The organism is Paenibacillus sp. FW101-FHT12H11 (assembly GCF_058790355.1).
Map to the genome: position 1 here is coordinate 237,450 of NZ_JBYTCO010000006.1, position 26,557 is coordinate 264,006.

24 protein-coding genes are annotated in these 26,557 nt (G+C 48.0%); 17 read left to right on the forward strand and 7 right to left on the reverse strand.

Annotated elements, in window-relative coordinates:
• Positions 1-117 precede the first annotated feature (117 nt).
• The 3 genes from nfsA to AC3WTJ_RS20860 all read left to right on the forward strand — a co-directional run bounded on the left by nfsA (position 118) and on the right by AC3WTJ_RS20860 (position 2,771).
• Positions 118-846 (forward strand): oxygen-insensitive NADPH nitroreductase, encoded by a 729-nt coding sequence (nfsA, locus tag AC3WTJ_RS20850; protein WP_492523469.1) that lies wholly within the window; start codon positions 118-120, stop codon positions 844-846.
• A 118-nt stretch (positions 847-964) separates the two neighbouring features.
• Positions 965-1,252, forward strand: coding sequence for a hypothetical protein (locus AC3WTJ_RS20855; protein ID WP_307719955.1), 288 nt, complete (start codon positions 965-967; stop codon positions 1,250-1,252).
• A 190-nt stretch (positions 1,253-1,442) separates the two neighbouring features.
• On the forward strand, positions 1,443-2,771 hold the full coding sequence (locus AC3WTJ_RS20860; protein ID WP_127458089.1) for a DRTGG domain-containing protein: 1,329 nt from the start codon (positions 1,443-1,445) through the stop codon (positions 2,769-2,771).
• On the opposite strand, the gene AC3WTJ_RS20865 is transcribed toward AC3WTJ_RS20860, so the two are convergent.
• From AC3WTJ_RS20865 to AC3WTJ_RS20875, 3 genes are all read right to left on the reverse strand, one after another.
• Positions 2,768-3,061, reverse strand: a complete 294-nt coding sequence (locus tag AC3WTJ_RS20865; protein ID WP_127458088.1) for a YtpI family protein — start codon at positions 3,059-3,061, stop codon at positions 2,768-2,770. The genes AC3WTJ_RS20860 and AC3WTJ_RS20865 overlap by 4 nt on opposite strands.
• Positions 3,062-3,155: 94 nt before the next feature.
• A complete protein-coding gene (locus AC3WTJ_RS20870) occupies positions 3,156-3,647 on the reverse strand; it encodes a sporulation membrane protein YtrI (protein ID WP_157322955.1) in 492 nt (163 codons plus the stop codon).
• Positions 3,644-3,976, reverse strand: a complete 333-nt coding sequence (locus AC3WTJ_RS20875; RefSeq protein WP_127458086.1) for a YtrH family sporulation protein — start codon at positions 3,974-3,976, stop codon at positions 3,644-3,646. Before AC3WTJ_RS20875 ends, AC3WTJ_RS20870 begins: the two co-directional genes overlap by 4 nt.
• Before the next feature lie 123 nt (positions 3,977-4,099).
• Here AC3WTJ_RS20875 and AC3WTJ_RS20880 point away from each other — a divergent pair, with 123 nt between their 5' ends.
• The 8 genes from AC3WTJ_RS20880 (at position 4,100) to AC3WTJ_RS20915 (ending at position 13,297) form a co-directional block, all read left to right on the forward strand.
• On the forward strand, positions 4,100-7,699 hold the full coding sequence (locus AC3WTJ_RS20880) for a DNA polymerase III subunit alpha (RefSeq protein WP_492523470.1): 3,600 nt from the start codon (positions 4,100-4,102) through the stop codon (positions 7,697-7,699).
• A gap of 69 nt (positions 7,700-7,768) precedes the next feature.
• Positions 7,769-8,269, forward strand: a complete 501-nt coding sequence (locus AC3WTJ_RS20885) for a phosphatidylglycerophosphatase A family protein (protein WP_492523471.1) — start codon at positions 7,769-7,771, stop codon at positions 8,267-8,269.
• 173 nt (positions 8,270-8,442) lie between these two features.
• Positions 8,443-8,631 (forward strand): hypothetical protein, encoded by a 189-nt coding sequence (locus tag AC3WTJ_RS20890; RefSeq protein WP_057307280.1) that lies wholly within the window; start codon positions 8,443-8,445, stop codon positions 8,629-8,631.
• A 67-nt stretch (positions 8,632-8,698) separates the two neighbouring features.
• Complete coding sequence (gene accD / locus AC3WTJ_RS20895; RefSeq protein WP_127457415.1) at positions 8,699-9,565, forward strand: acetyl-CoA carboxylase, carboxyltransferase subunit beta; 867 nt, start codon at positions 8,699-8,701, stop codon at positions 9,563-9,565.
• Positions 9,555-10,529 carry an acetyl-CoA carboxylase carboxyl transferase subunit alpha gene (gene accA / locus AC3WTJ_RS20900; RefSeq protein ID WP_127457416.1) on the forward strand — a complete coding sequence of 325 codons (975 nt, stop codon included), beginning with the start codon at positions 9,555-9,557 and terminating at the stop codon, positions 10,527-10,529. Before accD ends, accA begins: the two co-directional genes overlap by 11 nt.
• Complete coding sequence (gene pyk, locus AC3WTJ_RS20905; RefSeq protein ID WP_492523472.1) at positions 10,522-12,276, forward strand: pyruvate kinase; 1,755 nt, start codon at positions 10,522-10,524, stop codon at positions 12,274-12,276. The genes accA and pyk overlap by 8 nt, the downstream gene beginning before the upstream one ends.
• Before the next feature lie 159 nt (positions 12,277-12,435).
• Positions 12,436-12,888 carry an acyl-CoA thioesterase gene (locus tag AC3WTJ_RS20910; protein ID WP_492523473.1) on the forward strand — a complete coding sequence of 151 codons (453 nt, stop codon included), beginning with the start codon at positions 12,436-12,438 and terminating at the stop codon, positions 12,886-12,888.
• 13 nt (positions 12,889-12,901) lie between these two features.
• Positions 12,902-13,297 (forward strand): FxsA family protein, encoded by a 396-nt coding sequence (locus tag AC3WTJ_RS20915; RefSeq protein ID WP_407871316.1) that lies wholly within the window; start codon positions 12,902-12,904, stop codon positions 13,295-13,297.
• 43 nt (positions 13,298-13,340) lie between these two features.
• Here AC3WTJ_RS20915 and ytvI read toward each other — a convergent pair whose 3' ends face one another.
• Complete coding sequence (ytvI, locus tag AC3WTJ_RS20920) at positions 13,341-14,477, reverse strand: sporulation integral membrane protein YtvI (protein ID WP_127457420.1); 1,137 nt, start codon at positions 14,475-14,477, stop codon at positions 13,341-13,343.
• Positions 14,478-14,651: 174 nt separating this feature from the next.
• On the opposite strand from ytvI, the gene ppk1 reads away from it, so the two are divergent.
• Complete coding sequence (gene ppk1, locus AC3WTJ_RS20925) at positions 14,652-16,784, forward strand: polyphosphate kinase 1 (protein ID WP_492523474.1); 2,133 nt, start codon at positions 14,652-14,654, stop codon at positions 16,782-16,784.
• On the opposite strand, the gene AC3WTJ_RS20930 is transcribed toward ppk1, so the two are convergent.
• Positions 16,750-18,285, reverse strand: a complete 1,536-nt coding sequence (locus tag AC3WTJ_RS20930; RefSeq protein ID WP_492523475.1) for a Ppx/GppA phosphatase family protein — start codon at positions 18,283-18,285, stop codon at positions 16,750-16,752. The two genes, ppk1 and AC3WTJ_RS20930, sit on opposite strands and share 35 nt — an antisense overlap.
• Before the next feature lie 300 nt (positions 18,286-18,585).
• Between AC3WTJ_RS20930 and citZ the strand changes: the two genes are divergently transcribed.
• From citZ to AC3WTJ_RS20950, 4 genes are all read left to right on the forward strand, one after another.
• Positions 18,586-19,698, forward strand: a complete 1,113-nt coding sequence (gene citZ, locus AC3WTJ_RS20935) for a citrate synthase (RefSeq protein WP_492523476.1) — start codon at positions 18,586-18,588, stop codon at positions 19,696-19,698.
• A gap of 363 nt (positions 19,699-20,061) precedes the next feature.
• Positions 20,062-21,360, forward strand: coding sequence for an NADP-dependent isocitrate dehydrogenase (gene icd / locus AC3WTJ_RS20940; protein ID WP_492523477.1), 1,299 nt, complete (start codon positions 20,062-20,064; stop codon positions 21,358-21,360).
• 57 nt (positions 21,361-21,417) lie between these two features.
• Positions 21,418-22,359, forward strand: a complete 942-nt coding sequence (gene mdh / locus AC3WTJ_RS20945) for a malate dehydrogenase (RefSeq protein ID WP_157322941.1) — start codon at positions 21,418-21,420, stop codon at positions 22,357-22,359.
• 205 nt (positions 22,360-22,564) lie between these two features.
• Positions 22,565-22,993, forward strand: a complete 429-nt coding sequence (locus AC3WTJ_RS20950) for a hypothetical protein (RefSeq protein ID WP_492523478.1) — start codon at positions 22,565-22,567, stop codon at positions 22,991-22,993.
• 68 nt (positions 22,994-23,061) lie between these two features.
• Here the strand turns inward: AC3WTJ_RS20950 and yfbR are convergent, their stop codons facing one another.
• Positions 23,062-23,658: a 5'-deoxynucleotidase gene (gene yfbR / locus AC3WTJ_RS20955; RefSeq protein WP_492523479.1), complete on the reverse strand. Its 597-nt coding sequence runs from the start codon at positions 23,656-23,658 to the stop codon at positions 23,062-23,064.
• 17 nt (positions 23,659-23,675) lie between these two features.
• The gene (locus AC3WTJ_RS20960; protein WP_157322937.1) at positions 23,676-24,818 is read right to left on the reverse strand and encodes a polysaccharide deacetylase family protein; all 1,143 of its coding nucleotides are present in this window, start codon (positions 24,816-24,818) and stop codon (positions 23,676-23,678) included.
• Between the two features lie 77 nt (positions 24,819-24,895).
• Between AC3WTJ_RS20960 and AC3WTJ_RS20965 the strand changes: the two genes are divergently transcribed.
• Entirely contained in the window at positions 24,896-26,446 is a 1,551-nt protein-coding gene (locus AC3WTJ_RS20965) for a fumarate hydratase (RefSeq protein WP_492523480.1), read from the forward strand.
• The last annotated feature ends 111 nt before the right edge of the window (positions 26,447-26,557 follow it).

Genomic DNA, 26,557 nt, shown 5'->3' on the forward strand with positions numbered 1-26,557 from the left:
CAACGTATGGCAAAACTATGTACCTTAGTATCGGTTGTATTATAATTAAATTCAAGTAGCCACTTTAAAGTGCTATAGTTACTAAAAGTATACTATTGGGAGAAAGGTTGCATCGATATGAACGAAATCATTCAGTTATTGCAAAATCATCGCTCGATTCGCAAGTTTACGGATCAACCTGTCGCCGACGAGCAACTAAAAAACATCCTGGTTTCCGCTCAAGCGGCTTCAACTTCGAGTAATATGCAGGCATATAGCGTCATTCACGTATCGGATAGCGAGTTAAAAAGCCAACTTGCCGCGTTCGCCGGCAATCAGAGTTATGTCAGCGAATGTCCGGTGTTTCTCGTATGGTGTGCAGACTTGCGGCGTTATTCGCAGGCTGCACACCGGCATGCGGATACGCCAATTACCGGCAATGCGGAGAATTTCATCATTGCCACAGTCGATGCTGCACTCGCTGCGCAGAATGCAGCCATTGCGGCCGAGTCGCTCGGGCTCGGCGTCGTCTACATCGGCGGGCTGCGCAACAAGCCCATTGAGGTCTCCCAGCTGCTGGGTCTGCCGCAGCTGGTATATCCCATCTTCGGCATGTGCATCGGCACGCCGGATCAAGAGCCGCTGCAGCGTCCGCGGCTCCCTCTTGAAGCCGTATACCACGAGAATCGGTATACGGATAACGAAGAATCGGTTCGTCAGTATGACGAGACGATCCGCGACTACATGCACGTTCGTACGGGAGGCAAAGTCGATACGACTTGGTCCAAGGAGATGGCGGGCAAGGCGCAGCGCCCGCGCGAGCACATGAAAGCTTTCCTTAACTCGCAGGGCTTCGGAGAGGTTTAAGCAGCGTTTTAAACTTTCGATTCTTTTCGCAGATGAACTCATATTGCAAGAACTTGTCTCATACATATGAATGAGGACCATGAAGACAGGCTTGGAGAGTTCATCAGGCGAAAGGAGTGTGATCAGGTTGAAAGGCTTTAAGAATGTCGTGTACATGAGCGTAGCGTTAGGCATGCTGATTTATTCGCTGCCCCAATTGCAGCTGCGGGAAGTCGGTTCCCTGCCGATGATTTTTAGCAGCATTTGGATCGCTATGGCGCTGCTCGTTATTGCGTCTCATTTGCATCAGATTCTGGGTGTGGATGAAGAGAAGCGAAGAGAGCTTAAGCGCATTAATCGGATGAAAAAATGGCAGCTGGAGCAGCTCGTTCAAGGCCGCAGAAAAATGCTGCAATTTCGTAAATAGCCCGGAACGGGCGATGCTAAGCTTTACCTTTTGACAACGAACATATGTTTGGTATAATACAAATGAAGCATCCAATCCAATAGGGTTGGATTTTTCTTATTATAGATGTTGTTCGCATTGTTCTTGCTCTTTCGAACGTTTATACTAGTAGTACAGAGTAGTACAGGAACAGGCGAATGGGGTGTAACAGTTGGATACTCAATCCGTTGATGCGTTAACGAAACATGAACAAATTTTACGTCATATAGAAAGCTTGAAGCTCGGCAGTCGAATCTCCGTTCGCAAAATTGCCAAGAACATGGAAGTAAGTGAAGGCACGGCTTACCGGGCGATCAAAGAGGCCGAGAATCAAGGTCTCGTCTCAACCAAAGAACGAATCGGAACCGTGCGAGTGGAGAAAAAGCTGCGGCAAAACATCGATAAGCTCACTTTTGCAGAAGTCGTGAACATGGTGGACGGACAGGTGCTTGGAGGCTCGCGAGGACTGCACAAAACGCTGAACAAATTCGTCATTGGCGCGATGGAGCAGGACGCCATGATGCGATATATCGAAGCGGGCAGCCTGCTTATCGTGGGAAACCGGAACGAAGCGCACAGCTGCGCGCTCGAATATGGCGCAGGGGTGCTAATCACAGGTGGATTCGATACCAGCGCAGAAGTGAAACTGCTTGCCGACAAGCTGGAGCTGCCGATCATTTCAAGCAGTTACGATACGTTTACGGTCGCTTCTATGATCAATCGAGCGATTTACGATCGTTTGATTAAGAAGAAGATAATGCTTGTCGAGGATATCTTGGCGTCGGGTGCCTCGCTCTATGCGCTTAAGGCGAACAGCACGCTGAGAGATTGGCAGAGACTGTCGGAGGATACAGGCTACAGCCGTTTCCCGGTCGTCGATGAGTGGAACCGCATTATAGGCGTTGTGACGTCCAAGGATATGGTCGGGGCGAACGCTTTGCAGACGGTCGATAAACTCATGACGCGCAGCCCGCTCACGGTCACGCCTCAGACTTCGGTAGCTTCTGCTGCCCACATGATGGTGTGGGAGGGCATCGAGCTGCTGCCTGTTGTGGATTTGAACCGCAAAATGGTGGGCGTGCTGAACCGCAGCGATGTGCTCAAAGCGATGCAGTATATTCAGAAGCAGCCGCAGAACGGGGAAACGTTCGAGGATTTGATTTGGTCCGGGTTGGAAGAGGTCAGAGATGAGAAGGGAACACTGCAGTTTCATGGTGTCATAACCCCTCAGATGACGAATCATCTGGGTACCGTTTCAGAGGGAGTTCTTACAACGTTAATGACCCAAGCGGCCTACCGCATTGTGCAGGAGTTTAAAAAAGGCGACCTCGTCATGGACAACATGTCCACCTATTTCCTCAAACCGCTGCAGATTGATTCCAAAATAGAAATACGGCCCACCATTATTGAGGTGAGCCGTAAATTTGGCAAAATCGATGTGGAAATTTATCATGCCGGGGCTTTGGTTTCCAAAGCGATGCTGACCGCTCAAGTCATCTAGCGCAGCAGGCGATCGAAGTGCCCGTGATTGCGGATGCCTGCGAATAAGTTAAATAATCCGAGCAGGACCAGTACGGTGCCGAAGATCCGGCGGAAGCTGGATTCGCTGAAGAAGAAGAGCTGCGTGATGGCAATCATCACAAGCATCAAGCCCATGCAAATATTCATACGAGCAGAGTAGAGACCGCGTTTGGCCGGTTCCTTTTCACGGCGCGCCCGAAAGCTGAAAAAGACCGATAGGGCAAGCAACAGGCAAATGAGTGAAAATAAAGAAACTTGAATCGCGAACATGTGGTTCATCCGTCCTTTTAAGCGAGTTTACTGTTAACTTTAGCGATTTTGGGCGGAGAATGCAATCACATCCCGTACAGATTATTCCGAATAATTAAGTTCGCTTTTCTTGGGCGGTGATCCAAACCGTCAATTCCGTCTGAATTAACACGATCGATTTCACTTCAACAATATATTTTTTATCATGCAAAACGTAGGTTTTTTGAGTAATCAACTTCTCATAAAGCGGTTGAGCATCCTTGACATAAGTGGCTTTCTGGCCGATGACGAGCTTGAGCTCGCTTTTAATATCACTCTCAATTTCCTTCTGAATATCTTCGCTAATAAGCTCATCCTGATTTTTGGGAACGAGATGCACATTGACGACATTAATTAAGGATTGTTTATTTTTTGTCTTGTTTAAACTGTCGATGTCGGCTCGCAAATCACGATTTTCTTGCAGATACTTATGCATTTCCACGTATAACTGCGTGTAGGTATGCTGATGAATGCTCATATAGACGGCGCTCCCAATGATGGCTCCCGAAACCATCAGTGCAAAGTTCGCAAGCAAGCGCTGATAGCGGGCAAAAGGAGGAACCCTCAAGGCTGGTGGCCTCCCTTGCAGATCATTTGGATGAGCGAGGTACCGATCTGCGCTCCCACGAAGGCGACGACAATCAGAATGATTTGTTTGATCGCAGGATTCAAATGTCCAACGGCTACATGACTTTCTATATAGCGTATCGGATCAATCGTGCCGCCTACTGCAGCCACCATGGCCCAGATTTTAATATTTTCAGCCACAGTCATCATTTTCTCCGTCGGCGATTGAAGGGTCAGCACAGCTGCAATGCCGCTTAACATGCTGCCCCCGAAGACGACCCCGAAAGCAATGCAGAAGTACAAAATAATATTTGCCCAAAAGATTCCCATGACTTTACCGCTTCCTTTCCCATCCGTTATGGAGGACAAACTCTCTATACTTAATGTATGGGAATGCACGTCTACAATATGATAATATGTAAGGAATAAAATGAGAGCAGGGAGGAAATGCTGATGAGTTCGTTTGTACACTTGCACGTGCATAGTGAATACAGTTTATTGGATGGTGCCGCACGCATGGAGGAGCTTGTTACACAAGCAGCTAATCTGGGCATGACCTCTCTGGCTTTGACGGATCACGGTGTGATGTACGGAGCTATTGCCTTCTACAAAGCGTGCAAGCAGCGTGGCATTAAGCCCATTATTGGGTGTGAAGTTTATTTTACAGCGGGCTCCATTCGCGAGAAAGGGACAAGACAAGAACAGCCGATCTATCATCTCATTCTGCTTGCTAAGAACTACCAAGGTTATCAGAATCTGATGAAGCTTTGCTCGATTGGGCATTTGGAAGGCTTTCATTATAAACCGCGCATTGATTTGGAACATCTATCCAAGCATTCTGAAGGGCTTATCTGTCTGAGTTCCTGTCTAGGCAGCGAGATTTCGCAGCATTTGCTGCATAATCGGCACGATGAAGCCAGAGAGGCAGCAGAGCGATATCAACGTATTTTCGGGGATGACTTCTTTCTGGAGATTCAGGATCACGGCATGATTGAGCAGAAAAAAGTCATGGTTTCCATGATCGAGCTGAGCAAGCAAACGGGCATTCCGCTGATTGCGACGAACGATGTCCATTATGTGACGGAGCCGGATCATGTCATGCAGGATATTCTAATCTGTATTGGCACTGGCAAAACCGTGGATGATACGGATCGGCTCAAAATGGGAACAAGCCAGATGTATTTGAAAAGCGAAGAGGAGATGCGGCGTTTATTCGTCCATGTGCCTGAAGCGCTGACTAATACGGCTGTTGTGGCTTCGCGCTGCGAGCTCGAGCTTGAGTTTGGCAAATCGATTCTGCCAAGCTTCCGTCCAATTCCTGAACAGCTAACTTCAGTCGAATATTTAAGAGAGCTGTGTGAGAAGGGCTTGAATCAGCGGTATGGGGCAAAACCGGAATGGGAGCAGCTGGATTCGCCGCTGAGGAAACAAGCGGAAGAGCGCTTGGCTTATGAATTAGGCGTTATTGAGAAAATGGGATTCTCCGATTATTTCTTGATCGTATGGGATTTCATTCGTTTTGCCCATGAGAAAAATATCATGACAGGTCCAGGGCGGGGTTCCTCGGCCGGAAGCCTCGTCGCTTATGTGCTGCGCATCACCAATGTCGATCCGCTTCAATATAAGCTGCTCTTTGAGCGCTTTTTGAATCCTGAGCGAATAACAATGCCCGATATCGATATCGATTTTAGCGATGAACGGCGGGATGAAGTCATTGATTACGTCGTTGCCAAATATGGGCATGAGCATGTCGCCCAAATCATTACCTTCGGAACGATGGCGGCCAAAGCGGCGGTCAGAGACGTCGGACGTGTGTTGAACGTTCCTTACGGAGATGTAGATCGCGCGGCGAAAGCCATTCCGAATCAGCTCGGCATGACGTTGACGGAGGCGCTGCAGGTCAGTTCGGATCTCAAGTCGCTAGTCGCCAGACAGCCCAAAACTGCAGAATTGCTTGAAATGGCTATGCGTGTAGAAGGCATGCCGCGCCATGCATCGACGCATGCGGCCGGGGTCGTCATTTCCCGAGAGCCGCTCACGCAGTATGTCCCCCTGCAAGAAGGGACGACTCAGACGGCGCTAACGCAATATACGATGGAGCATTTGGAAGCCATTGGACTTTTGAAAATGGATTTTCTAGGTCTGCGGACTTTGTCGATTATTGAACGTACCGTGGATTGGATTGCCCAGATGGAAGGCTTGCACCTGGATTTTGACGGGCTGGATATGGACGCGGACGCGGTCACTTACGGGATGCTGAGCAAAGGGGAAACAACCGGTGTTTTCCAATTGGAGTCAACGGGTGTCCGCAAGGTGCTGAAGGACTTGAAACCTTCTGTTTTTGAAGATATTATCTCCGTTCTTGCCTTGTACCGTCCGGGCCCGATGGAGTTCATTCCCAAGTATATTTACGGGAAACACGGTCAAGTGGAAGTGGTGTATCCGCACGCGACGTTAGAGCCGATCCTTCGGGATACGTACGGCATTATCGTGTATCAGGAGCAAATTATGCAAATTGCCTCCTCGATGGCCGGTTTTTCCTTAGGAGAAGCAGATTTGCTACGGCGCGCGGTTTCCAAAAAGAAGCGGGAAGTCCTCGACGAAGAGCGTGCCCATTTCGTGAAAGGCAGCTTGCAGCAAGGGTTTAGTGCGGATGAAGCGAATCATGTCTACGATATGATTGTACGTTTCGCCGACTATGGCTTTCCTAGGGCACATGCTACGGCCTATGGGGTATTGGCCTTTCAGACCGCCTATCTCAAAGCGCATTACCCGATTTATTTCATGGCTTCCATGTTAACTGCTGTGATGGGTAATCACAGGAAAGTGGCCGAATATGTCGATGAGTGCAGACGGACGAAAATCGCTGTTCTTCCGCCCGATGTGAACAAGAGCGGGACGGTGTTTACGCCGGATCCTCAAACAGGAGCGATCCGGTTTGGACTTGCGGCCATCAAAAATGTAGGCACGCAAGCGATTGATGCCATTTTATTTGAACGTAAGAAGATTTCCTTCGAGAGTTTGCTTGATTTCTGTAGACGTGTGGATCTCCGAGTCTGCAACAAGCGGGTCATCGAATCATTGATTCAAGGCGGAGCGTTCGACTCCTTGGGAGGTCACCGTGCTCAGCTTATGGCCATTCTGGACGAAACGATCGCATCCGCTACAAAATGGCGCAAGGAGCGGGATGATTTGCAGCTTCACTTGTTCGGCTTCGTCGAAGAGCCGAATTGGGAAGTCGAGTATCCGAACATTCCGGTTATGCCGCAGAGCAAGCAGCTGGAGCTGGAGAAGGAACTTCTGGGCATGTACATCTCGGGGCATCCGCTGGATGCCTACACACAGCCTCTTGAGGAGATGGGCGCGGCCATGGTCTATCAGCTCGCTGAGCTGCCGGATAACAGCGAAGTTCTTGTAGCCGGGATGATCCTGTCGCACAAGACGATCATTACCAAGAAGGGGCAGCCCATGGCGTTCATGGAGCTGGAGGATCGCATCGACAAGGTCGAGGTGGTGCTTTTCCCCGAGACCTGGAAGCACGCGGCTCCGCTCGTGCAGAAGGGCAGACTCGTCCTCGTCCGGGCGAAGCTGCAGCTTCAGGACGAGGATCCGCCCAAGCTGCTCGCCGATCAGGTGGCCGCGCTGGACGACCCGGCGGCCGTTCAGCGCCTTCGCCGGCCGCCTGCGGCGCCTAGGCGCTCGGTTGGCGCAGCCGGCGGCCAGCCTGCTCGCGCGGCTGCCTCATCCGGGGCAGCGCGCAGCGGCGCCGCGGTCAAGCAAGCGGCTCCGCCTGCGGGCCGCCAGGCACCCGCTGATGAGGCGAAGCCTCAGCGGGTGTTCGTCAAGATCTCGGCTGACTGCGAGCAGCCGGATAAGCTCTTGCAGCTGAAGGCGCTGCTGAAGCTGCACAAAGGGCCGCTCGCGGTTGCGCTTTTCTACGAAAGCAGCAACAAGCTTCTGGCCCTGAGCGACCAATATTTGATCGATCCCTCCAAGGATCTGATCCGGATGATTGAAACGATCATGGGTAAAGATTCCGTAAGGGTGAAATAAAGCATGCTTCCTCCGCATATGAATAGGAACCCGGCATTTCAGGGGCATTCCATGTGTAGGAGGGGACTTATGACCGAACAACATATGATCCAATTGCTGCAAAAACGCGGTGTGACGGTGGAACAAATTTCCGAAATTGTGTTCAAGCTGCAGAAGCCCTATAATGTTCATCTGACGGAACAAGAGTGTACCGACAGTGTAATGGCTGTACTTGCCAAGCGGGAAGTGCAGTACACGCTGTACACGGGCATTGCACTGGATGAGCTGGCCGAGAAAAAGCTGCTGCCCGAACCTCTGCAATCCATCCTTGAGGCAGATGAACCCTTGTTCGGTGTCGATGAAACATTGGCTCTAGGCATCGTACATGTATACGGAATGATTGGATTAACCAGTTTTGGCTACCTGGACAAGGAAAAGATGGGAATTATTCGGAGTCTCAACGATGATAAAAGCGCTGTGCATGTTTTTCTGGATGATTTAATTTGCGGATTAGCGGCTGCTGCGTCTGCCAGAATCGCTCATCAGAATGAGCATGCGCCTGATTATAGCAGTAAATTACGTCTGGACTAACTTGTTAGTTCAGACTTCTACTTTTTTTTCATGAACGTGCTCTGTTGCGGGAAAAAGAGAAATTATGATATCATTATTCCATTGTGTGTGCCTATGCTTATTACAGGATGTTTATTATCATCGTACTAAATGCCCTAATCCATGTAGCAGTACTTCATAGGAGGTTTTTTTTCATGTGGACGGTGATATACATAGCTCCTACCGCGAAAATTGCAGAGCGGATTAAACAGAGGCTGACCGAAGAAGGATTTCTCGTACAAGTAAGAGGCATCTCCTTATCCAAAAATCAGTTTGAAATTGTCGTTCCCGCAGGGGAAGTTGAAGAAGTACAAGAAGTACTCAATTCTATTTTACATAGATAATGAAAAGTAGAAGCAAGTAACCTGGCTTGTCAGAGATTCACGATAACAGCCAATTAGAGGTGGAAATGTGCTAAAGGATTTATTTCAAAAGCGTAAATACGCAACGATTCCTTCCGAGAAAACAAAAAGGGAAATTCCCGAAGGGTTAATGAATAAATGCCCGAAATGCGGTACCATTCAAACGAGTAAAGAGCTAGAGAAAAACTTAAAAGTCTGTACAGCTTGCGGCTACCACTATCGTTTAAGCGCATTGGAACGTATTCAATTAACGCTCGATGAAGGCCAGATTCTGGAATACGATGCGGATATGATTTCTGAGGACCCTTTGCAGTTTCCTGATTATGTTGAGAAATTAGATAAAGCGAAGAGCACGACGAAATTACAAGATGCGATTATTACCGGTGAAGGCACCATTGGCGGCTATCCGGTTGTGATTGCGGCAATGAGCTTTGATTTCATGGGCGGATCACTTGGGTCCGTTGTAGGAGAGCGAATCACGAGAGCTGTCGAAGCTGCCATCGAGAAGAAAGTTCCTATTATTATTTATTCCACTTCAGGTGGCGCTCGTATGCAAGAAAGCATTCTTAGTTTGATGCAAATGGCCAAAACAAGCGCAGCCTTATCCAAGCTGAGCAACGAAGGCGGGCTTTTTATTTCCGTCATCACGGATCCGACTTTCGGCGGTGTATCCGCAAGCTTTGCGATGCTGGGTGACATTATTATCGCTGAACCAGCAGCACCGTTTGGATTCACAGGCCGCCGTGTTATTGAACAAACCATTAAACAAAAGCTGCCGGACAATTTCCAGACATCAGAATTCAATCTCGAGCATGGTCAGCTCGATAAGGTCGTACCTCGCAAGGATCTGCGACCTACGTTAATCAAGCTGTTGGACATGCACGGAGTGAAGGGGGAAGCGACTTATGGCGGGTGAAATGCCGTTTGAACAGCCGCTGGCGGAACTGAAGAGCAAAATTGCTGAGCTGCGTAAATTTGGAGCAGAGAAGCAAATTGACTTTTCGGAAGAAATTCGCCGTTTGGAAGAAAGATACGCAGAGCTCGAGGATGAACTTTATGCAAGTATGTCTTCGGCGGAAAAAATGCAATTGGCTCGTCATCCGCAAAGACCGACGACGATTGATTATATTTTATCTATTTTTACTGATTTCATAGAGTTTCATGGAGATCGCTTGTATGGAGACGACCTTGCGATTGTAGGTGGACTAGCCAAATTTAACGGCATTCCCGTTACGGTTGTCGGGCACCAAAAAGGGAAAGATACGAAGGATAATATTGCTCGCAACTTCGGTTGTCCCCACCCGGAAGGCTTCCGTAAGGCGCTGCGCATGATGCGCCAAGCGAACAAGTTTAACCGTCCAATTATTACGTTTATTGATACGAAGGGCGCATTCCCCGGGAATGCTGCTGAAGAGCGTGGTCAAGGAGAAGCGATTGCCAGAAATTTGCTGGAAATGGCCTCTTTTCGCGTGCCGATCATCTGTATTGTTATTGGTGAGGGCGGCAGCGGCGGCGCGCTGGCATTAGGAGTTGGCAACAAGGTGTTGATGTTGGAAAATGCGATTTATTCGGTTATCAGTCCGGAAGGCGCGGCTTCCATCTTATATAAAGATGCTTCCAAAGCTTTACATGCGGCAGAAGCAATGAAAATTACAGCAGATCACATTAAGGATCTGAACGTCATTGACGGCATCATCCCAGAGCCAAAAGGCGGCGCACACCGTGATCTGGCTGCACAAGCAGAATTTATTAAAACAGCGATCTGGGAACAGCTTCAGCCATTGCTAAGCTTGACCGAACAGGAGCTGTTAGAGGACCGTTACCGTAAATTTAGAGACATTGGTCGGTTCACATTCACTCAGGAGGGAAACCATGCGTAAAACGAAAATTGTCTGTACCATTGGACCAGCAAGCGAATCACAAGAAAATTTGAAAAAACTCTTGTTAGCGGGAATGAATGTTGCCCGTCTCAACTTCTCCCACGGAGATTTTGAAGAGCATGGCGCACGTATCCGCAACCTTCGCGCTGCATCCGCTGAGACTGGCAAAGTAGCAGCAATCTTGCTTGATACGAAAGGACCGGAAATCCGTACCGGTAAATTGAAAGAAGAACCGATTGAGCTTGTTCAGGACAAGCACATTGTTTTGACAACAGAAGAAATTCTGGGAGATGCAGACCGTATCTCGGTTACTTACTCGGATCTGCCGCGTGATGTTGAAGTAGGATCCACGATTCTGATCGATGACGGCTTGATTGGTCTTACTGTCGTTGACATTCGTGGAACTGAAATCGAGTGCCGTATCGTCAACGGTGGAACCATCAAAAGCAAAAAAGGCGTTAACGTGCCAGGCGTGAAAATCTCCCTTCCAGGTATCACAGAAAAAGATGCCAACGATATCATTTTCGGTATCGAGCAAGGTGTTGATTTCATCGCAGCTTCCTTCGTTCGTAAAGCGAGCGACGTTATGGAAATTCGTGAATTGCTGGAAAGACATAACGCAACGCACATCCAAATCATCAGTAAAATTGAGAACCAAGAAGGCGTAGACAATCTGGATGAAATCCTCGAAGTTTCCGATGGTTTGATGGTTGCTCGTGGAGATCTTGGTGTTGAGATTCCAGCTGAGGATGTACCAGTTGTTCAAAAGCAAATGATCAAAAAATGTAACATCGTTGGTAAACCGGTTATCACGGCAACGATGATGCTTGATTCCATGCAGCGCAACCCGCGTCCAACTCGCGCAGAAGCAAGTGACGTGGCGAACGCCGTGTTCGACGGAACCGATGCGGTGATGTTGTCCGGAGAAACGGCTGCAGGGAAATACCCGGTTGAATCCGTACAAACAATGGCTCGTATTGCTGAGCGTGCTGAAGCAGCTTTGGAATACAAAGAAATCTTCCTTCGCCAAGCGCAAGCACAACAAGTTACAGTTACGGAAGCTATCTCTCAAGCAGTAGCTAACTCGGCGCTGGAACTTGGAGCGAAAGCGATTTTGACAGCTACAGAGAGTGGTTATACAGCAAGAATGGTATCGAAATACCGTCCGAAGTCACCAATCATCGCGATTACACCAAGCGAGCAAGTGATCCGTCGTTTATCTCTGGTTTGGGGCGTTATCCCTGTGATGAGCGTACAAGCCAAAACGACAGACGAGCTGTTCAATCTTGCTGTAGATAGCAGCATCAAAACAGGACTTGTATCTTTAGGTGACATCGTTGTTATCACGGCAGGTGTCCCAGTTGGACGCTCTGGAACAACGAACTTGATCAAAGTTCACCATGTAGGCGAGATGCTTGCCAAAGGTACAGGTATCGGTATGCAAACGGCTACGGGTATCGTTGTCACAGCTCGCACACCTGAAGAAGCAAATTCCAAAATGGTTGATGGAGCCGTGCTAGTTACGGTAACTACAGACAAAGAATACATGCCGGCTGTACAAAGAGCTTCCGCGTTGATTACGGAAGTTGGCGGCATCACCTCTCATGCGGCTGTTGTTGCGCTTAGCCTGGGCATCCCGGTTATCGTAGGCGTTGAGAACGCGGTTGAACTCATTAAAGACGGTACAGAAGTTTCGATCTATCCGGAAGTAGGCATTATCTACTCTGGACAAGCGAGCGTACTGTAGGATATAAACGAAGAGGTTATCTAGAAAGGGCTGATAAGACCCCTGTCTGGATAACCTCTTTTTTGTTGCCGAGGGAACTATGCTCCGCCCAAAAGAGAGTTCCTCCATCCACTATGTTATACTTAGCACATAACGATATCTCAGGAGGAATGGATAATCATGAAAGAGGAACACTGGTATCAGCACCAGCTGCGCGTGCGATATGCGGAAACGGATCAGATGGGTGTTGTGTACCATGCCAATTATTTGAACTGGTTCGAAATCGGGCGAACAGAGCTGATCAGAGAGCTTGGCTATCCTTACCGCAGAATTGAGGAACAGGGTCTGTTACTTCCCGTCGTAGAAGCGGATCTGAAGTTTAAGAAGCCGGCTCGTTACGACGATTTGGTAACTATTAACACTCGCGTGTTGGAGATGACCTCGGTGCGGATCCATTTTACCTATGAAATCCGTAAAGTGAACGAGGATGTGGCGGAAGGCTCAGAGGGGAATTCGGGGGAATTACTTGTAACGGGAACAACGCGGCATGTTTGGGTGAATCCTTCTTGGAGGCCAGTACGTATAGAGAAGGAAGCTCCGAAATTGTGGCAGCTGTTATCTAAGTACTCTTAAAGGGGATGGGCTTATGCTTCGTATCATTCTTGCTATTTTCATCATAGTGCCTGCCATTGAAATTTCTGTGTTGATTGCGCTCGGTCATTTTATCGGCGGTTGGACGACATTCGGTCTTATCCTGTTAAGTGGTTTCCTGGGCATTTATTTCGCTAAGCGCGAGGGGCGCAAAGTATTGGAGTACGCTCGATTTGAATGGTCGCAAGGGCAACTGCCGGCACAGCAATTGATGGATGGCATTTGTATTTTCCTCGGCGGTATTTTGTTGATTACACCCGGCTTTATTACGGACATCTTTGGGTTTCTGCTTGTTTTTCCGTATACGAGACCGATATTCAAAGTCATGCTGCTTGCATTGATCCAAAGACAAATTAGCAAAGGCAATATTCATTGGATTAACCGTAGATAAGCCGCATGCAAGTAAATTATCACAAACAAAAGCTCGGACCCTCTTATTCAGAAGGTGCCGAGCCTTTTTTTATGTAAGTAGCGATATCATGAAAGATTCTTGCCCGATAAAAAGCGGAGATGAGAATGAGGGAAACAGGGCCGATAATGAGCCCCAGTAGACCGAACAGCTTCAGTCCCACGAACATCGCAATTAACGTAGCCAAAGGATCTAGACCGACGGAGGAGGCGAGTACTTTAGGCTCCATAATCTGTCTGGCTATCACGATGACGCCGTACAGGACACTAAGTCCGATCCCCAGAACCAGATTGCCTTGTGCAAAAAACACGTACAGAATCCACGGCACCATAACCGCACCTGTTCCCAAGTAAGGCATCAAGTCTGCCAAACCAGTCAGCAAACCGATGGTGATGGCATAGTCGACACGCAGGACAAGCAAACCGATAATGACAACCAATGCGGTCAGCGATACCAGGATAAGCTGTGCGCGTATGTACCCGAACAGAGCTTTTTGCAAATCGTTGCGAATCAATTGCGTGGTTTTCACGATGAGATCGGAGAAAATGCCTTTGTATCTTTGAATGAGTTGGTACCAGTCTTTACTTATAAAGAAAGTAGCTAACATGATGATAATGGTAATTGTTGCAATATTCGGCAGCGAGGTGAGCAAACTTTTCAGCGTGTTAAAGACATAATTAATAATAAATTTACTCACATCAGCAATGGAGCCTGCCGTGGACGAGAGGTTGTTATTGACGGTTTCCTGATATTTGGGGTTATTTTCAAAAAACTCATTGATTTTCTCGATCCAATCTTGGAAAGCTGTTGAATTGATGAACACATTGAACTGCTCCACCCAACGGTTAATCTGCAGCTGCAGGGTATCCGCAAGCGATCCTAATTCCACAACAATATTGGCAACCAGCAGGGTGATGGCCGTAACCATGGCCGCTAAAAAGAGAAGCATAGAGAAGCTGACGGCAAGCCATCGCGGAAATTTGAGCTTGAATTGAAAAAAATTCACAATTGGATTGAGCATAAGCGCCAAAATCCAGCCAAAAATAAAAGGATAGATCAGTGGAATAACGTAGTAGAAAGCGTAGGCGATTCCAGCTATGATTAAAGCCACCCAAATACCTCTGAAAATCTGGTGAACTAAGCGCGGATTGAGGATACCCATCGTTCTTCTCTCCTTGGTTCAGTTCCTTGTATTGTAACATGAACATGGATAAATACGGAAACGAACATCCCTTTACAAAATCTTAATATAATAGTGAAGGGGGATCTGCATTGTCGGTATTCCAGACACATAGTACAATGAAAACATAAACTAGATCATTTAATTGGAGGCTTTATGAGTATTGCGCGAGAACCCGATCTGAAGGAAGTTAAAGAGCTCAAGGAACAAAAGGAACTCAAAGAGATTTCGACCAAATACTTAAATCGTGATTTAAGCTGGATCGAATTCAACTGGCGAGTTTTGGAGGAAGCTCAAGATCCAAGCACTCCACTGCTTGAGCGTGTGAAATTTCTGGCTATCGTATCTAGCAATCTCGACGAGTTCATGAGTGTTCGTGTTGCAGGTCTGAAGGATCAAATTAAAGCTGGATATACGAAAAAAGATTTTACCGGCTACACGCCTGCGGGGCTAATCAAACGGATTATGAAACGCACGAACAAAATGGTGAATGAACAATACAAAACGTATCGCGAAGTCACGAGATTGTTGACGAGAGAAGGCATCGTGTTCACTGAATACGAGGACTTGAATACGAGTCAGAAGAAAGCGATGGATGCCTACTACCACGATATTATTTTTCCGGTATTAACGCCGATGGCCGTGGACCAGAGCCGACCGTTCCCACTCGTACATAATCATTCTGTGTATTTGGCCGTCCTACTCATCCGAGAAGGCGATGATCCGGATGATGAGCCGTATTTTGCCATTGTTCAAGTTCCTAGCAATTTATCCCGTTATATCTCCGTACCTTCACGGCCTAATAGCAAGAAACAGGAATTTATTCTTCTTGAAGAATTGATGGAGCATCATATACAATCGTTGTTCAGCGGATATATCCCAATTTCCGTTCATGGCTTCAGGGTGACTCGTAATGCCGATCTAACGCTCAATGAAGAAGGGGCCGAAGATCTGCTTGAGGAGATCGAGAAAGAGCTGAGACGCAGGCGCTGGGGCTCTCCAGTGCGGCTTGAGGTACAAGAAGGTATTCACCCTTATGCGCTTGCCCAATTGCAGGAAGAGTTCGAAATCGAAGAGCAGACCTTTGAAATCGACGGACCGATCGATATCACTTACTTTATGAAACTGGCGAATACGCTGAATGGTTTTGAAAATCTTCGCTACCCGCGGATCAACCCCAAATATCCGGTGGAATTTGAGGATGAAGTGGATTTCTTTGATGTGTTGAAGCAAAAGGATGTTCTCGTACATCACCCATATGAAACTTTCGATGCTGTGACGGATTTCATTGTCCATGCGGCCTATGATCCTAAAGTGCTTGCGATTAAAATGACCTTGTACCGGGCAAGCGGGAACTCGCTGATTATTCAATCCTTGGCACGAGCCGCGGAATCCGGCAAACAGGTTACGGTCGTTGTGGAGCTGAAGGCACGTTTCGATGAAGAACGGAATATCGCTTGGGCGAGAATGCTGGAAAAGTCAGGCTGTCATGTCGTTTACGGACTTGTCGGGCTTAAGACACACGCCAAAATTACCTTGGTCGTACGCCAAGAAGAGAATACTCTCCGCCGATATGTGCATGTGGGGACAGGGAATTATAATGACAATACAGCCCGTCTCTATACGGATGTAGGGCTTTTCACTTCCAATAGTGTCATTGGCGAGGATGCTTCGGCGTTGTTCAATGAAATTACCGGTTACTCAGCTCCGCATGACTGGCAGTCTTTTGCCGTAGCTCCAACGGATCTTAAAGATAAGCTGTTCGAGCTGATTGAAAGGGAAGCGGCCCATGCGAGAGAAGGCAAACCTGCGAAAATTATTGCCAAAATGAATTCATTGTCAAATCAAGAAATGGTAGATGCGCTGTATGCGGCGTCGCAGGCAGGCGTGAAGATTGAATTAATTGTTCGCGGCGTCTGCTGCTTGCGTCCGGGAGTTCCTGGACTTAGCGAGAATATTACGGTGCGGAGTATCGTAGACAGGTTCCTGGAGCATTCACGGATTTACTACTTCCAAAATGGCGGTCTCGTTGATGTTTATTTATCTTCCGCGGATTGGATGACACGGAATTTGACGCGTCGAATCGAGTTGATGTGTCCAGTTATTGACCCGCAGATGAAGAAGATGATGATTTCGATTCTGAACGTCAGCCTGAATGATAATGTGAAAGCCAGAGAGCTTATGTCTAACGGCATGTATACCAGCATAAAAAACGAACTGACCCCTTATCGGAGCCAGTTCGAGGCCATGAAAATTACGTCTTGGAAAAAACTCCAGCTTGAATCTTAAGTTTGAGTCCCCACGCTTTTTCGAAATCTTTGGTTATGGCTGCGAGCTCTTTTAACTCTAAGATCGGGTTGTGTACGCAGAGCAGTTTAAGCGTTAAGGACGTATCGGATCGTGTAACGACCAGCTTTTGAACAGGCTGAGTTTCACTGTGATCCAGCGCAGTTGCAAGCTTTAGAAGCGTGCCTAACTTTACAATCAACATCTCATCGGATTCTTTCAACAAATCCTTGTAAGCAAGGGATTGCTGATGGGTCCGGCTTTTTGTTTTGTACGTCGCGATGAGCGAGCAGATCACGATCTCACGATGCGTGAGCCCATCGATGCGGGCATTGGCTAGCATATACTGCGTATGCTTTAGATATTGATAATAGTGTACACTGACACCAATACGATGCAGGAGAGCGGTAGTGTGCAAATAACGCCAACTGCCTTCTTCAAGGTTCCCGTGAACCACAAGCTTGTCATAGAGCAGCATGGCAAGCTGGTCGACGCGTCGAACATGCTTCTCCGCTCCATTGGGATGAAGGCACAGCAAGTTGTGGATGCTGGCTTCCAGGACATCTTGCTTAATGGGGTGCTTGGGATCGAACATCTCGAAGAATATACCGTCGCGCAGTCCTGAACCGCTGACGATGCACTGGGAGGCATTTGCAGCTTGGAACAAGGTATCTAAAATAAGAAGTCCCGGCACGATAATATCGGAGCGTTCTTTGGATAGGCCGTCGACTTTCTTTCTCTTTTCGATGGGAAGGGAAGACAGCAGGGTGACGAAGGAGCGAAGCTCTCCAGGCTTTAGTTCGTAGTTATGCGCGAGTTGCAAGGAGTACTTCGAGCGTTTCTGGCTCATTTTGCCGAGCGTTCGAATCGTACCGCCGAGTCCGATCATCGGCAGATTCGGAGACTGGGTAATCCAGGGGTGGTCGGCGATCGCCTCTTCAACCATGCGGCGAATATCGGCTGCCCCTTGTTCCGTGAGATTCGCGTTTTTCATAAATTGATGCGTTGTGTTCACGGCACCGAATGGAAAGGACACACTGTTCATCAGCTTCCGATCGCGCAGTAAAGTTACTTCTGTGCTGCCGCCGCCGATGTCGATGACGAGAGCGTCCCGAATATCGATGGTGTTGATGACTCCCAAATAGCCATAGCGCGCTTCTTCCGATCCGCTGAGCACTTCGATCTGCAGGCTGGTCTGTTCCTCAAGGACACGTACGATCTCTTCTGAATTGACCGCGTTGCGAATGGCTGCAGTTGCCACGGCTCTAACCGTTTGAACTTCATGTACCCGGCATAAAAGCGCATAATGCGAAAGAATGGGGACAATAGAAATAATATCTTTGCTATGTAAAATGCCATCATAACCGATGCGCTCGCTGAGCCTTGCGGAATCCTTGTGCTCGCTTACTACCCGGTAGGCTCCCAGCTCGTTGATTTCATAGATCACAAGTCGTATCGAGTTGGACCCGATATCGATGATGCCGATTTTTGTGCCGCTGCTCATGTATTTGCTCCTTTATCCGAGAAATCACTGATGCTTTGCCTACATTGTATCAAGGGAAGGGCGACTCGACAAACTTTTGCAAATTTCTTGTATAATTCGGGGAAATAAACAAAAACTTGTAGCGTGTGTTTTTCGTTGTGAAGCAAAATAAAATGGCTTTTTTGTGTCAAAAAGATTCTTTATGGTAGTGATAATGAAGTTTTATGTCCTCTTTTGTTCACTTACCGAGTAAAATACTTTATTATTAAAGTTAGGAAAAAAGCAATTTTTTGCTAATAGAGTAGCTAAGGAGAGATTCCAATGACTGCAACCAAAGGTTTAGAAGGAATTGTAGCCACGACCTCGTCGATTAGCTCCATTGTAGATGGAGTGTTAACATATCGCGGGATTGATATTGATGACCTCGCAGAAAATGCGACATTTGAAGAAGTAATTAATTTGCTTTGGTTCGGCAAACTCCCTAACCAAGCTGAGCTTGAGAAACTGCAAAGCGACCTGAACGCTTATAGCAAGGTGCCTGATGCGGTGATCAACCAGTTGAAAACATTCCCGAAAGATGTTAATTCCATGGCTGCGCTTCGCACGGCTGTTTCCGCTCTTGCTCTGTACGATGAAGAAGCGAACGACCTGAGCCAAGAGTCCAACGTTCGTAAAGCGATCAAATTGCAAGCGCAAATCCCTGGCATCATTGCAGCATTCGCTCGTATCCGTGAAGGTAAAGAACCGTTGGCTTCCCCAGGATATTCTTCCGTAGCGGCTAACTTCTTGTACCAATTGACGGGCAAAGAGCCGGACAAAGTTGCGATTGAAGCTTTGGACAAAGCGTTAGTGCTTCACGCTGACCACGAACTGAATGCATCAACATTCGCGGCACGCGTAACAGTTGCAACACTTACTGATATTTACTCCGGTATTACTTCAGCTATCGGCACGCTCAAAGGACCTCTTCACGGTGGTGCGAACGAAGCTGTTATGGCTATGTTGGAAGAGATCGGTACGGTAGAGAACGTAGTTCCTTACATTAACGGCAAATTAGAGCGTAAAGACAAAATCATGGGCTTCGGCCACCGTGTTTACAAAAACGGAGATCCGCGCGCGAAGCACTTGCAAAAAATGTCTTACGAGCTTGGCAAATTGACTGGCAACCTGAAATGGTACGAAATGTCCGTCAAAGCGGATGAACTGGTGACAGGACTGAAAGGCTTGAAACCGAATGTAGACTTCTACTCGGCTTCCGTGTACACAACACTTGAAATCCCGCGCGACCTGTTCACACCGATCTTCGCGATCAGCCGTACTTCCGGTTGGACTGCACACATTCTTGAGCAGTACGAAAACAACCGTTTGATCCGTCCTCGCGCTGAGTACACAGGTCCGGTTAACCAAAAATACATTCCGATTAGCGCTCGCTAATTCGTTTGAATTAGATGTAAACTCAAGGTGCGGGCAGTTCGGTACCAAAGCTTCAGGGACTTATGCTCCCTGGGGGGTACTGCAATTCCCGTCACTTTTTGTGTGTCTGCCACTCTTCTGCCCCCTACTACGGTGACGAGTAAAATTTTTAAAATTGATCTCTTTGTAGTAAAGTAGCTAGTGGAGTGCTTGATAGTGCCTGGAGAAACGTAGCGCCCGCCTTTATAATCGATTTATTTACATATGAGAACTTGTTCAAAATAATTGATTATAAGAAGAGGTCGGAAGGCACTGTCAAAAGCATGGAACGCAATGCACCATTTGAACTCGTATCATTTTAAACAAATCTTAGGAGGAACTATCATGCCACAATTCGAATCTTACGAACTGCCAACAGAAGGTCAAAAAATCACCATCGAGAATGGCGTTCTGCAAGTACCTAACAACCCAATCATTCCTTACATTGAAGGTGACGGTACAGGTCCTGACATCTGGGCGGCTTCCGTACGCGTTCTTGATGCAGCAGTAGAGAAAGCTTACAAAGGCGAGAAAAAAATCGCTTGGTACGAAGTTTTCGCAGGAGAGAAAGCTTTTAACAAATTCAACAACTGGTTGCCTAACGATACATTAACAGCTATGCGCGAATACATCGTGTCCATCAAAGGACCTCTGACTACACCAATCGGTGGCGGTATCCGTTCCCTGAACGTTGCGCTTCGTCAAGAGCTTGATCTATACGTATGTTCCCGTCCAGTTCGCTACTTCAACGGCGTACCTTCACCGGTTAAACGTCCTGAGTTGGTTGACATGGTTATTTTCCGTGAAAACACAGAAGATATCTATGCAGGCATCGAGTGGGAAGCTGGTTCCGACGCAGTTAAGAAAGTTATTTCCTTCTTGCAAAACGAAATGGGCGTTAAGAAAATCCGTTTCCCAGAAACTTCAGGTATCGGTGTAAAACCAGTATCTTCCGAAGGTTCTGAGCGCCTAATCCGCGCGGCTATTGAGTATGCTATCAAACATGGCCGTAAAACAGTTACATTGGTACACAAAGGCAACATCATGAAGTTCACAGAAGGCGCGTTCAAAAACTGGGGTTACGAGTTGGCTGAGCGTGAGTTCGGCGACAAAACATTCACATGGGCTCAATACGACCGCATCAAAGAAGAGCAAGGCGCAGAAGCAGCTAACAAAGCTCAAAAAGATGCAGAAGCTGCTGGCAAAATCATCGTAAAAGATGCGATTGCTGACATCGCGTTGCAACAAGTATTGACACGTCCAACTGATTTTGATGTTATCGCAACATTGAACTTGAACGGTGACTACCTGTCTGATGCACTTGCTGCACAAGTAGGCGGTATCGGTATCGCTCCAGGAGCAAACATCAACTACCTGACAGGTCACGCGATCTTCGAAGCTACACATGGTACAGCTCCTAAATACGCAGGTCTTGACGTTGTTAACCCAGGTTCCGTTATCCTTTCCGGCGTTATGCTTCTTGAGCACCTTGGCTGGTTGGAAGCAGCTCAATTGATCTACAAAGGGCTGGAAACTTCGATCAACAACAAAACCGTTACTTATGACTTTGCTCGCTTGATGGATGGCGCAACTGAAATTAAATGCTCCGAATTCGCGAACGAAATCATCAAAAACATGGCTTAATCATCTCTAACGCTCCAAGGGTACGATAACTAATCATTATTAGGAGGCACATCTCAAATGGCAATCCGTCGTAATAAAATTACTGTTGTCGGTGCAGGCTTCACAGGAGCAACAACTGCTCTTATGCTAGCTCAAAAAGAACTTGGTAATGTTGTTCTTCTAGATATCCCGCAATTGGAAAACCCTACAAAAGGGAAAGCGCTCGACATGCTCGAAGCTGGCCCGGTTCAAGGTTACGACGCTCAAATCACCGGTACTTCCAGTTATGCAGATGCAGCTGATTCCGATATCGTGATCATCACCGCTGGTATCGCCCGTAAACCGGGAATGAGCCGCGATGATCTGGTAAACACGAATGCGGGTATCGTGAAATCCGTTTGTGAAAACGTAAAAGAAGTGGCTCCGAACTCCATCGTTATCATTTTGAGTAATCCGGTTGATGCAATGACTTATGTTGCGTATCAAGCACTGGGCTTCCCGAAAAACCGTGTAATCGGCCAATCGGGTGTACTGGATACAGCTCGATACTTGACGTTCATCTCACAAGAGTTGAATGTATCGGTTGAGGACGTTAAAGGAGTTGTAATCGGCGGACACGGCGATGACATGGTTCCACTTGTTCGTTACACTTACGCAGGCGGAGTGCCTATTGAGAAGCTGATTCCAGCTGACCGTATCGAAGCCATTGTACAACGGACTCGTACGGGCGGCGGGGAGATTGTTAACCTGCTTGGTAACGGTAGTGCATACTACGCGCCAGCAGCGTCCCTTGTGCAAATGACCGAAGCTATTTTGAAAGATAAAAAACGTATCATTCCTACAATCGCTCTTCTTGAAGGCGAATATGGCTATGATAACTTGTTCATGGGCGTTCTGACTGTCCTTGGTGGGAATGGTATCGAGAAAATTATGGATATCGAACTGACTGAGGCAGAAAAATCAGCTTTGGACAAAACAGCAGCCTCTGTTCGCAGCGTAATTAAAGTTGTAACAGGCTAATTGGAAAACAAGCAAAGAGTCGGTCTCCCTCAAGGGGATTGGCTCTTTTTTTGTTGATTGCGCCAGTTATGACAGAGTTGGTCACATTTATATGGAGATATGGTGAAAAAGAACAATTGTTGACATCGCTTTCTTGTTCCCAAGATAGGTATTCGGTATACTTAGATAAGAACGATTCTAATTCAAAATTGCGGAGGTTATTAGAATGTATCAAGTCATGATTTTTTTACATGTGCTTAGTGCTTTATTGCTTGGCGTATACGTCGTGTTCCCGTTTATTGTGGGACGTGCCGCATCGTTAACTGGCGCTGCATTAGAGGGCTTTATGGGGCTGCTGTCTGCGTTAAACCGAGTTGGACAATTTTCATTAATCGTGACTTTCATCACGGGCGGAGCAATGGTTTCCAAAGCTGGAGTATCCGTACTGTGGATGGTGCTGGCGGTCGTTTTGCTGCTTATCGTGGGAGCGGTGACTGGCATGATCGGCGGAAGAATCAAGAAGCTGGCAGCTAATGCTAAGGCAGGAAACAGCACGGCAACCGATGCAGCGAAAATTAAAACATTCAGCTGGATTGCTGCGGTAGCTGTAGTAGTTGCTATTTTGTTCATGACGAATCCTCAAATATTGGCCTAGAAATAAAGGGGCTGTTCCAAGCGTAGAGATTTCTACGTTAGGAACAGCCCTTTTTCATTAAGGAGTGATTACTCGCCTTGACTTGGATTAAGCGTAATTTCGTCCAGCGTTTTCTCAAACGAAGCGCTCATATGCTCAAGGAAATAATCCACTTCCGGCATATTCATTTTCTTCAAGCTTTCTAGAATTTGCTGCTTGGCAACGATGAATTCGCGGTTGCCAGTGGAAAGCTCCGTTAAACATTTAATGTAAGCCTCGAGCAAGTCGGCAGCTTTCACCCAGCGGTAGAGCTCAGGATCCGGTTCCTGAATCAGCTTGCGGTAGATGTCGCTAATTTCCGGCGGAATCGTCTGAATGAGCCGCTCTACTGCGACATCTTCGATTTCGCGGAAGTTGCGAAGGATCTGCTCGTTGTTGTGTTTGACGGGCTGAGGGATATCGCCCGTTAGTACCTCAGACGCATCGTGGAACAATGCGATAGAGACAACCCGATCCGTAGGGACATTGTGGCCATAGACTTCATTAGCGATCGTACAAAGCATATGGGCGATCGTGGAGACGTAGAAAGAATGCTCAGCTACGTTTTCCCTGCGCATATTCCACATGAGGCTCCAACGGTCGATATATTTGAGGCGGTACAAATAAGCGAAAAAGTGATGATTCATGAGGTTCCTGTACTCCTTCAGTTTGATTTCACGCTCGGCACCACCCGCGCAGCCACCGTTCCGGTGGCCGGGGTGTAGACGAGCGGCAGCTCGATCAACGCGCTCAAATCCTCGAGCGCGATCGTGACCTGCCCGTGCTCGCGGAGCACGGGCTCCTTCAGCTTCACGCGCGCCGAGCCGCGCGTGGCCTCAGCGGCATTCACCTGGAGGGTGAATGCCTCTTGCCCCAGGCGGAGGCGGAGCGCTCCGCCTTCTGCACTTGCGCTGCCGCCGAGCTGCGCTACGGCAGCGGCCGCGTCCACGCGCAGCGGGGCGCTGCCCGGCTGCGCCTGAATGCGGCGCTGGATCGAGCGGTCCAGCAGCTCCGGCGTGATGCCGGGGCTGCCCGCGTTGATCCGCGGGATCAGCAGATGGTCGGCGCTGCGCGTCGCCATCTCGGGGGAGATCGTGAAGGCGTAGCGGATGCCCGCCTTCTGAATTTGTTCCGTCGCCGCAGGCGACGTGATGCCGTATGGATACGCCATGACGTCGAGCGGCGCGTCCGTAAGCCCTGCAAGCTTGCCGACGCAAGCTTGCGTATCCTGCAGCACGCGCTGCTTGTAGGCGTCGTCGTTTTCGCCATCCATGCGGCCGACAAGCGCAGCATCGCCGCTCGGCAGCTTGTTATGCAGGCTGTCGGTGTGGCAGCCGATATCGATGAAGTTCGTCGCATGGGTCATTTCACTGATCTGCTCTTTGGACATCGAAGGAATATAGGATGCCAGCGGATCGGCCAAATCATGCGTGATAACAAAATTGACAGCGGGAACTCGCAAGCTTTTCAAAATCGGATAAGCCCCGGTATAAAAGCTCTGATACCCATCATCAAACGTCACAAGGACGGCGTTGGAAGGTACTGTGGCTCCAGCCAAATATTGCTTGAATTCATTCAGGGAAATAAAATGATAGCCCTTGCTTAGTAAATACTGCAGCTGATTTTGAAACAGCGAGGATGTAATGGTGCTGGAGCTTGTATCGGTTTCATGGATATGATGATACATGAGGACAGCAACTTGATCCTGATAGTAGATATCTTGAGATCGCTTAGCGGAGAGCGGCGTAAGCAGAAGCGTGAGCCCTATCAGACTCAGCAGAATCGTGATCCCGATTCTTTTGGACATGTCAGCGTAACTCCTTATATGGTATAATAGTTTGTAATGATTATTATTTGTTAAGTCGAGAGGAGCCATTTTTAGTCATGCAGCATTTTTATCAAAGCGTCTACGATCTAATTGTCGAAACGTCCACAAACCTTCCGGGTGATGTACGTCGTGCGGTACAAGCCGCAAGCGAAAAAGAAGACAAAGGAACTCGCTCAGCGCTCTCCTTATCCCGTATTGCCGATAACATTCATATGGCGGAATGCAATGTCTCTCCGATTTGCCAAGATACAGGCATGCCAACGTTTATTATACACTGTCCGGTTGGGGCAAACCAAATTATTATGAAAAAGCAGATTCTTGAAGCCGTTGCTAATGCGACCAAAGCAAGCAAGCTTCGCACGAATTCGGTGGATTCCTTAACAGGCGCCAATACTGGCGACAATTTGGGACCTGGAACTCCGGTTATTCATTTTGAGCAATGGGAACGCGATGAAGTCGAAGTGAAGCTGATCCTTAAGGGCGGCGGTTGCGAAAATAAAAATATTCAATACAGCCTGCCAGCTGATCTGGAAGGCGTAGGCAAAGCCGGGCGTGATCTTGACGGAATCCGCAAATGTATCATGCATGCCGTGTACCAAGCACAAGGGCAAGGGTGCAGCGCAGGCTTTATTGGCGTTGGCATTGGCGGCGACCGGACTAGCGGTTACGAGCTGGCGAAGCATCAATTGTTCCGCCATGTTGATGACGTGAACCCGCATCCTGAGCTTCGGAAAGTTGAAGAGTATGTGATGGAGCATGCGAATACACTGGGAATTGGTACAATGGGCTTCGGCGGGCAAGTCACATTGCTAGGTTGTAAAGTTGGCGTGGCCAACCGTTTGCCAGCTAGCTTCTTCGTTTCTGTTGCCTATAACTGTTGGGCGTTCCGCCGTCAAGGCGTGCTTCTTAATCCCGAAACTGGTGAAATCAACGGCTGGTCGTATCCGAGAGGAAGCGAAGTCTCCTTCCAGGAAGCTTTTGAGGCCAGTGCGGAAGCTGCGAAAAATGTGAAAGAAGAGGAGCGTCGCGAGATCGTCTTGACGACTCCGATTTCCGAAGAGCAAATTCGCAGTCTGAAAGTTGGCGACGTGGTCGTTATTAACGGTACGATGCATACAGGACGCGATGCGCTGCACAAATATTTGATGGATCACGATGCTCCGCTTGATTTGAACGGTGCGGCAATTTACCACTGTGGACCGGTTATGAGTAAGGATGAAGCCGGTGAGTGGCACGTGAAAGCGGCTGGCCCGACGACAAGTATTCGTGAGGAGCCTTATCAAGGCGATATCATCAAGAAGTTCGGGATTCGCGCAGTTATCGGAAAAGGCGGAATGGGTCCGAAAACATTGGCCGCTTTGCAGGATCATGGCGGTGTTTATTTGAACGCTATTGGTGGCGCAGCGCAATACTACGCTCAATGCTTTAAGAAAGTAGAAGGCGTTGATTTCATGGAATTCGGTATTCCAGAAGCAATGTGGCATTTGGAGACAGAAGGATTCGCAGCTATCGTTACCATGGATTCACATGGCAACAGCTTGCATGCCGACGTTGAGAAAAACGCATTTGAGAAGCTGTCAGCGTTGAAAGAGCCTGTTTTTAAATAAGCTTAAACGGTTATTGCTTTTGCACTTTTTCATCTTTACAATTAAATAACTGGATTTGGTACGGGAGAAAGGGTTACTATGTAGAGTAGCCCTTTTCTCTTTGAATTCAGA

Excerpts from the sequence above, each read along its gene's own strand:
- nfsA (WP_492523469.1), top strand. The coding sequence starts at position 118 with ATGAACGAAATCATTCAGTTATTGCAAAATCATCGCTCGATTCGCAAG.
- ppk1 (WP_492523474.1), top strand. The coding sequence starts at position 14,652 with ATGAGTATTGCGCGAGAACCCGATCTGAAGGAAGTTAAAGAGCTCAAG.
- ytvI (WP_127457420.1), bottom strand. The coding sequence starts at position 14,477 with ATGGGTATCCTCAATCCGCGCTTAGTTCACCAGATTTTCAGAGGTATT.
- AC3WTJ_RS20865 (WP_127458088.1), bottom strand. The coding sequence starts at position 3,061 with ATGTTCGCGATTCAAGTTTCTTTATTTTCACTCATTTGCCTGTTGCTT.
- AC3WTJ_RS20875 (WP_127458086.1), bottom strand. The coding sequence starts at position 3,976 with ATGGGAATCTTTTGGGCAAATATTATTTTGTACTTCTGCATTGCTTTC.
- citZ (WP_492523476.1), top strand. The coding sequence starts at position 18,586 with ATGACTGCAACCAAAGGTTTAGAAGGAATTGTAGCCACGACCTCGTCG.
- pyk (WP_492523472.1), top strand. The coding sequence starts at position 10,522 with ATGCGTAAAACGAAAATTGTCTGTACCATTGGACCAGCAAGCGAATCA.
- AC3WTJ_RS20960 (WP_157322937.1), bottom strand. The coding sequence starts at position 24,818 with ATGTCCAAAAGAATCGGGATCACGATTCTGCTGAGTCTGATAGGGCTC.
- AC3WTJ_RS20965 (WP_492523480.1), top strand. The coding sequence starts at position 24,896 with ATGCAGCATTTTTATCAAAGCGTCTACGATCTAATTGTCGAAACGTCC.
- yfbR (WP_492523479.1), bottom strand. The coding sequence starts at position 23,658 with ATGAATCATCACTTTTTCGCTTATTTGTACCGCCTCAAATATATCGAC.
- icd (WP_492523477.1), top strand. The coding sequence starts at position 20,062 with ATGCCACAATTCGAATCTTACGAACTGCCAACAGAAGGTCAAAAAATC.
- AC3WTJ_RS20885 (WP_492523471.1), top strand. The coding sequence starts at position 7,769 with ATGACCGAACAACATATGATCCAATTGCTGCAAAAACGCGGTGTGACG.
- AC3WTJ_RS20915 (WP_407871316.1), top strand. The coding sequence starts at position 12,902 with ATGCTTCGTATCATTCTTGCTATTTTCATCATAGTGCCTGCCATTGAA.
- AC3WTJ_RS20910 (WP_492523473.1), top strand. The coding sequence starts at position 12,436 with ATGAAAGAGGAACACTGGTATCAGCACCAGCTGCGCGTGCGATATGCG.
- mdh (WP_157322941.1), top strand. The coding sequence starts at position 21,418 with ATGGCAATCCGTCGTAATAAAATTACTGTTGTCGGTGCAGGCTTCACA.
- AC3WTJ_RS20930 (WP_492523475.1), bottom strand. The coding sequence starts at position 18,285 with ATGAGCAGCGGCACAAAAATCGGCATCATCGATATCGGGTCCAACTCG.
- AC3WTJ_RS20890 (WP_057307280.1), top strand. The coding sequence starts at position 8,443 with ATGTGGACGGTGATATACATAGCTCCTACCGCGAAAATTGCAGAGCGG.
- AC3WTJ_RS20880 (WP_492523470.1), top strand. The coding sequence starts at position 4,100 with ATGAGTTCGTTTGTACACTTGCACGTGCATAGTGAATACAGTTTATTG.
- AC3WTJ_RS20950 (WP_492523478.1), top strand. The coding sequence starts at position 22,565 with ATGTATCAAGTCATGATTTTTTTACATGTGCTTAGTGCTTTATTGCTT.
- accA (WP_127457416.1), top strand. The coding sequence starts at position 9,555 with ATGGCGGGTGAAATGCCGTTTGAACAGCCGCTGGCGGAACTGAAGAGC.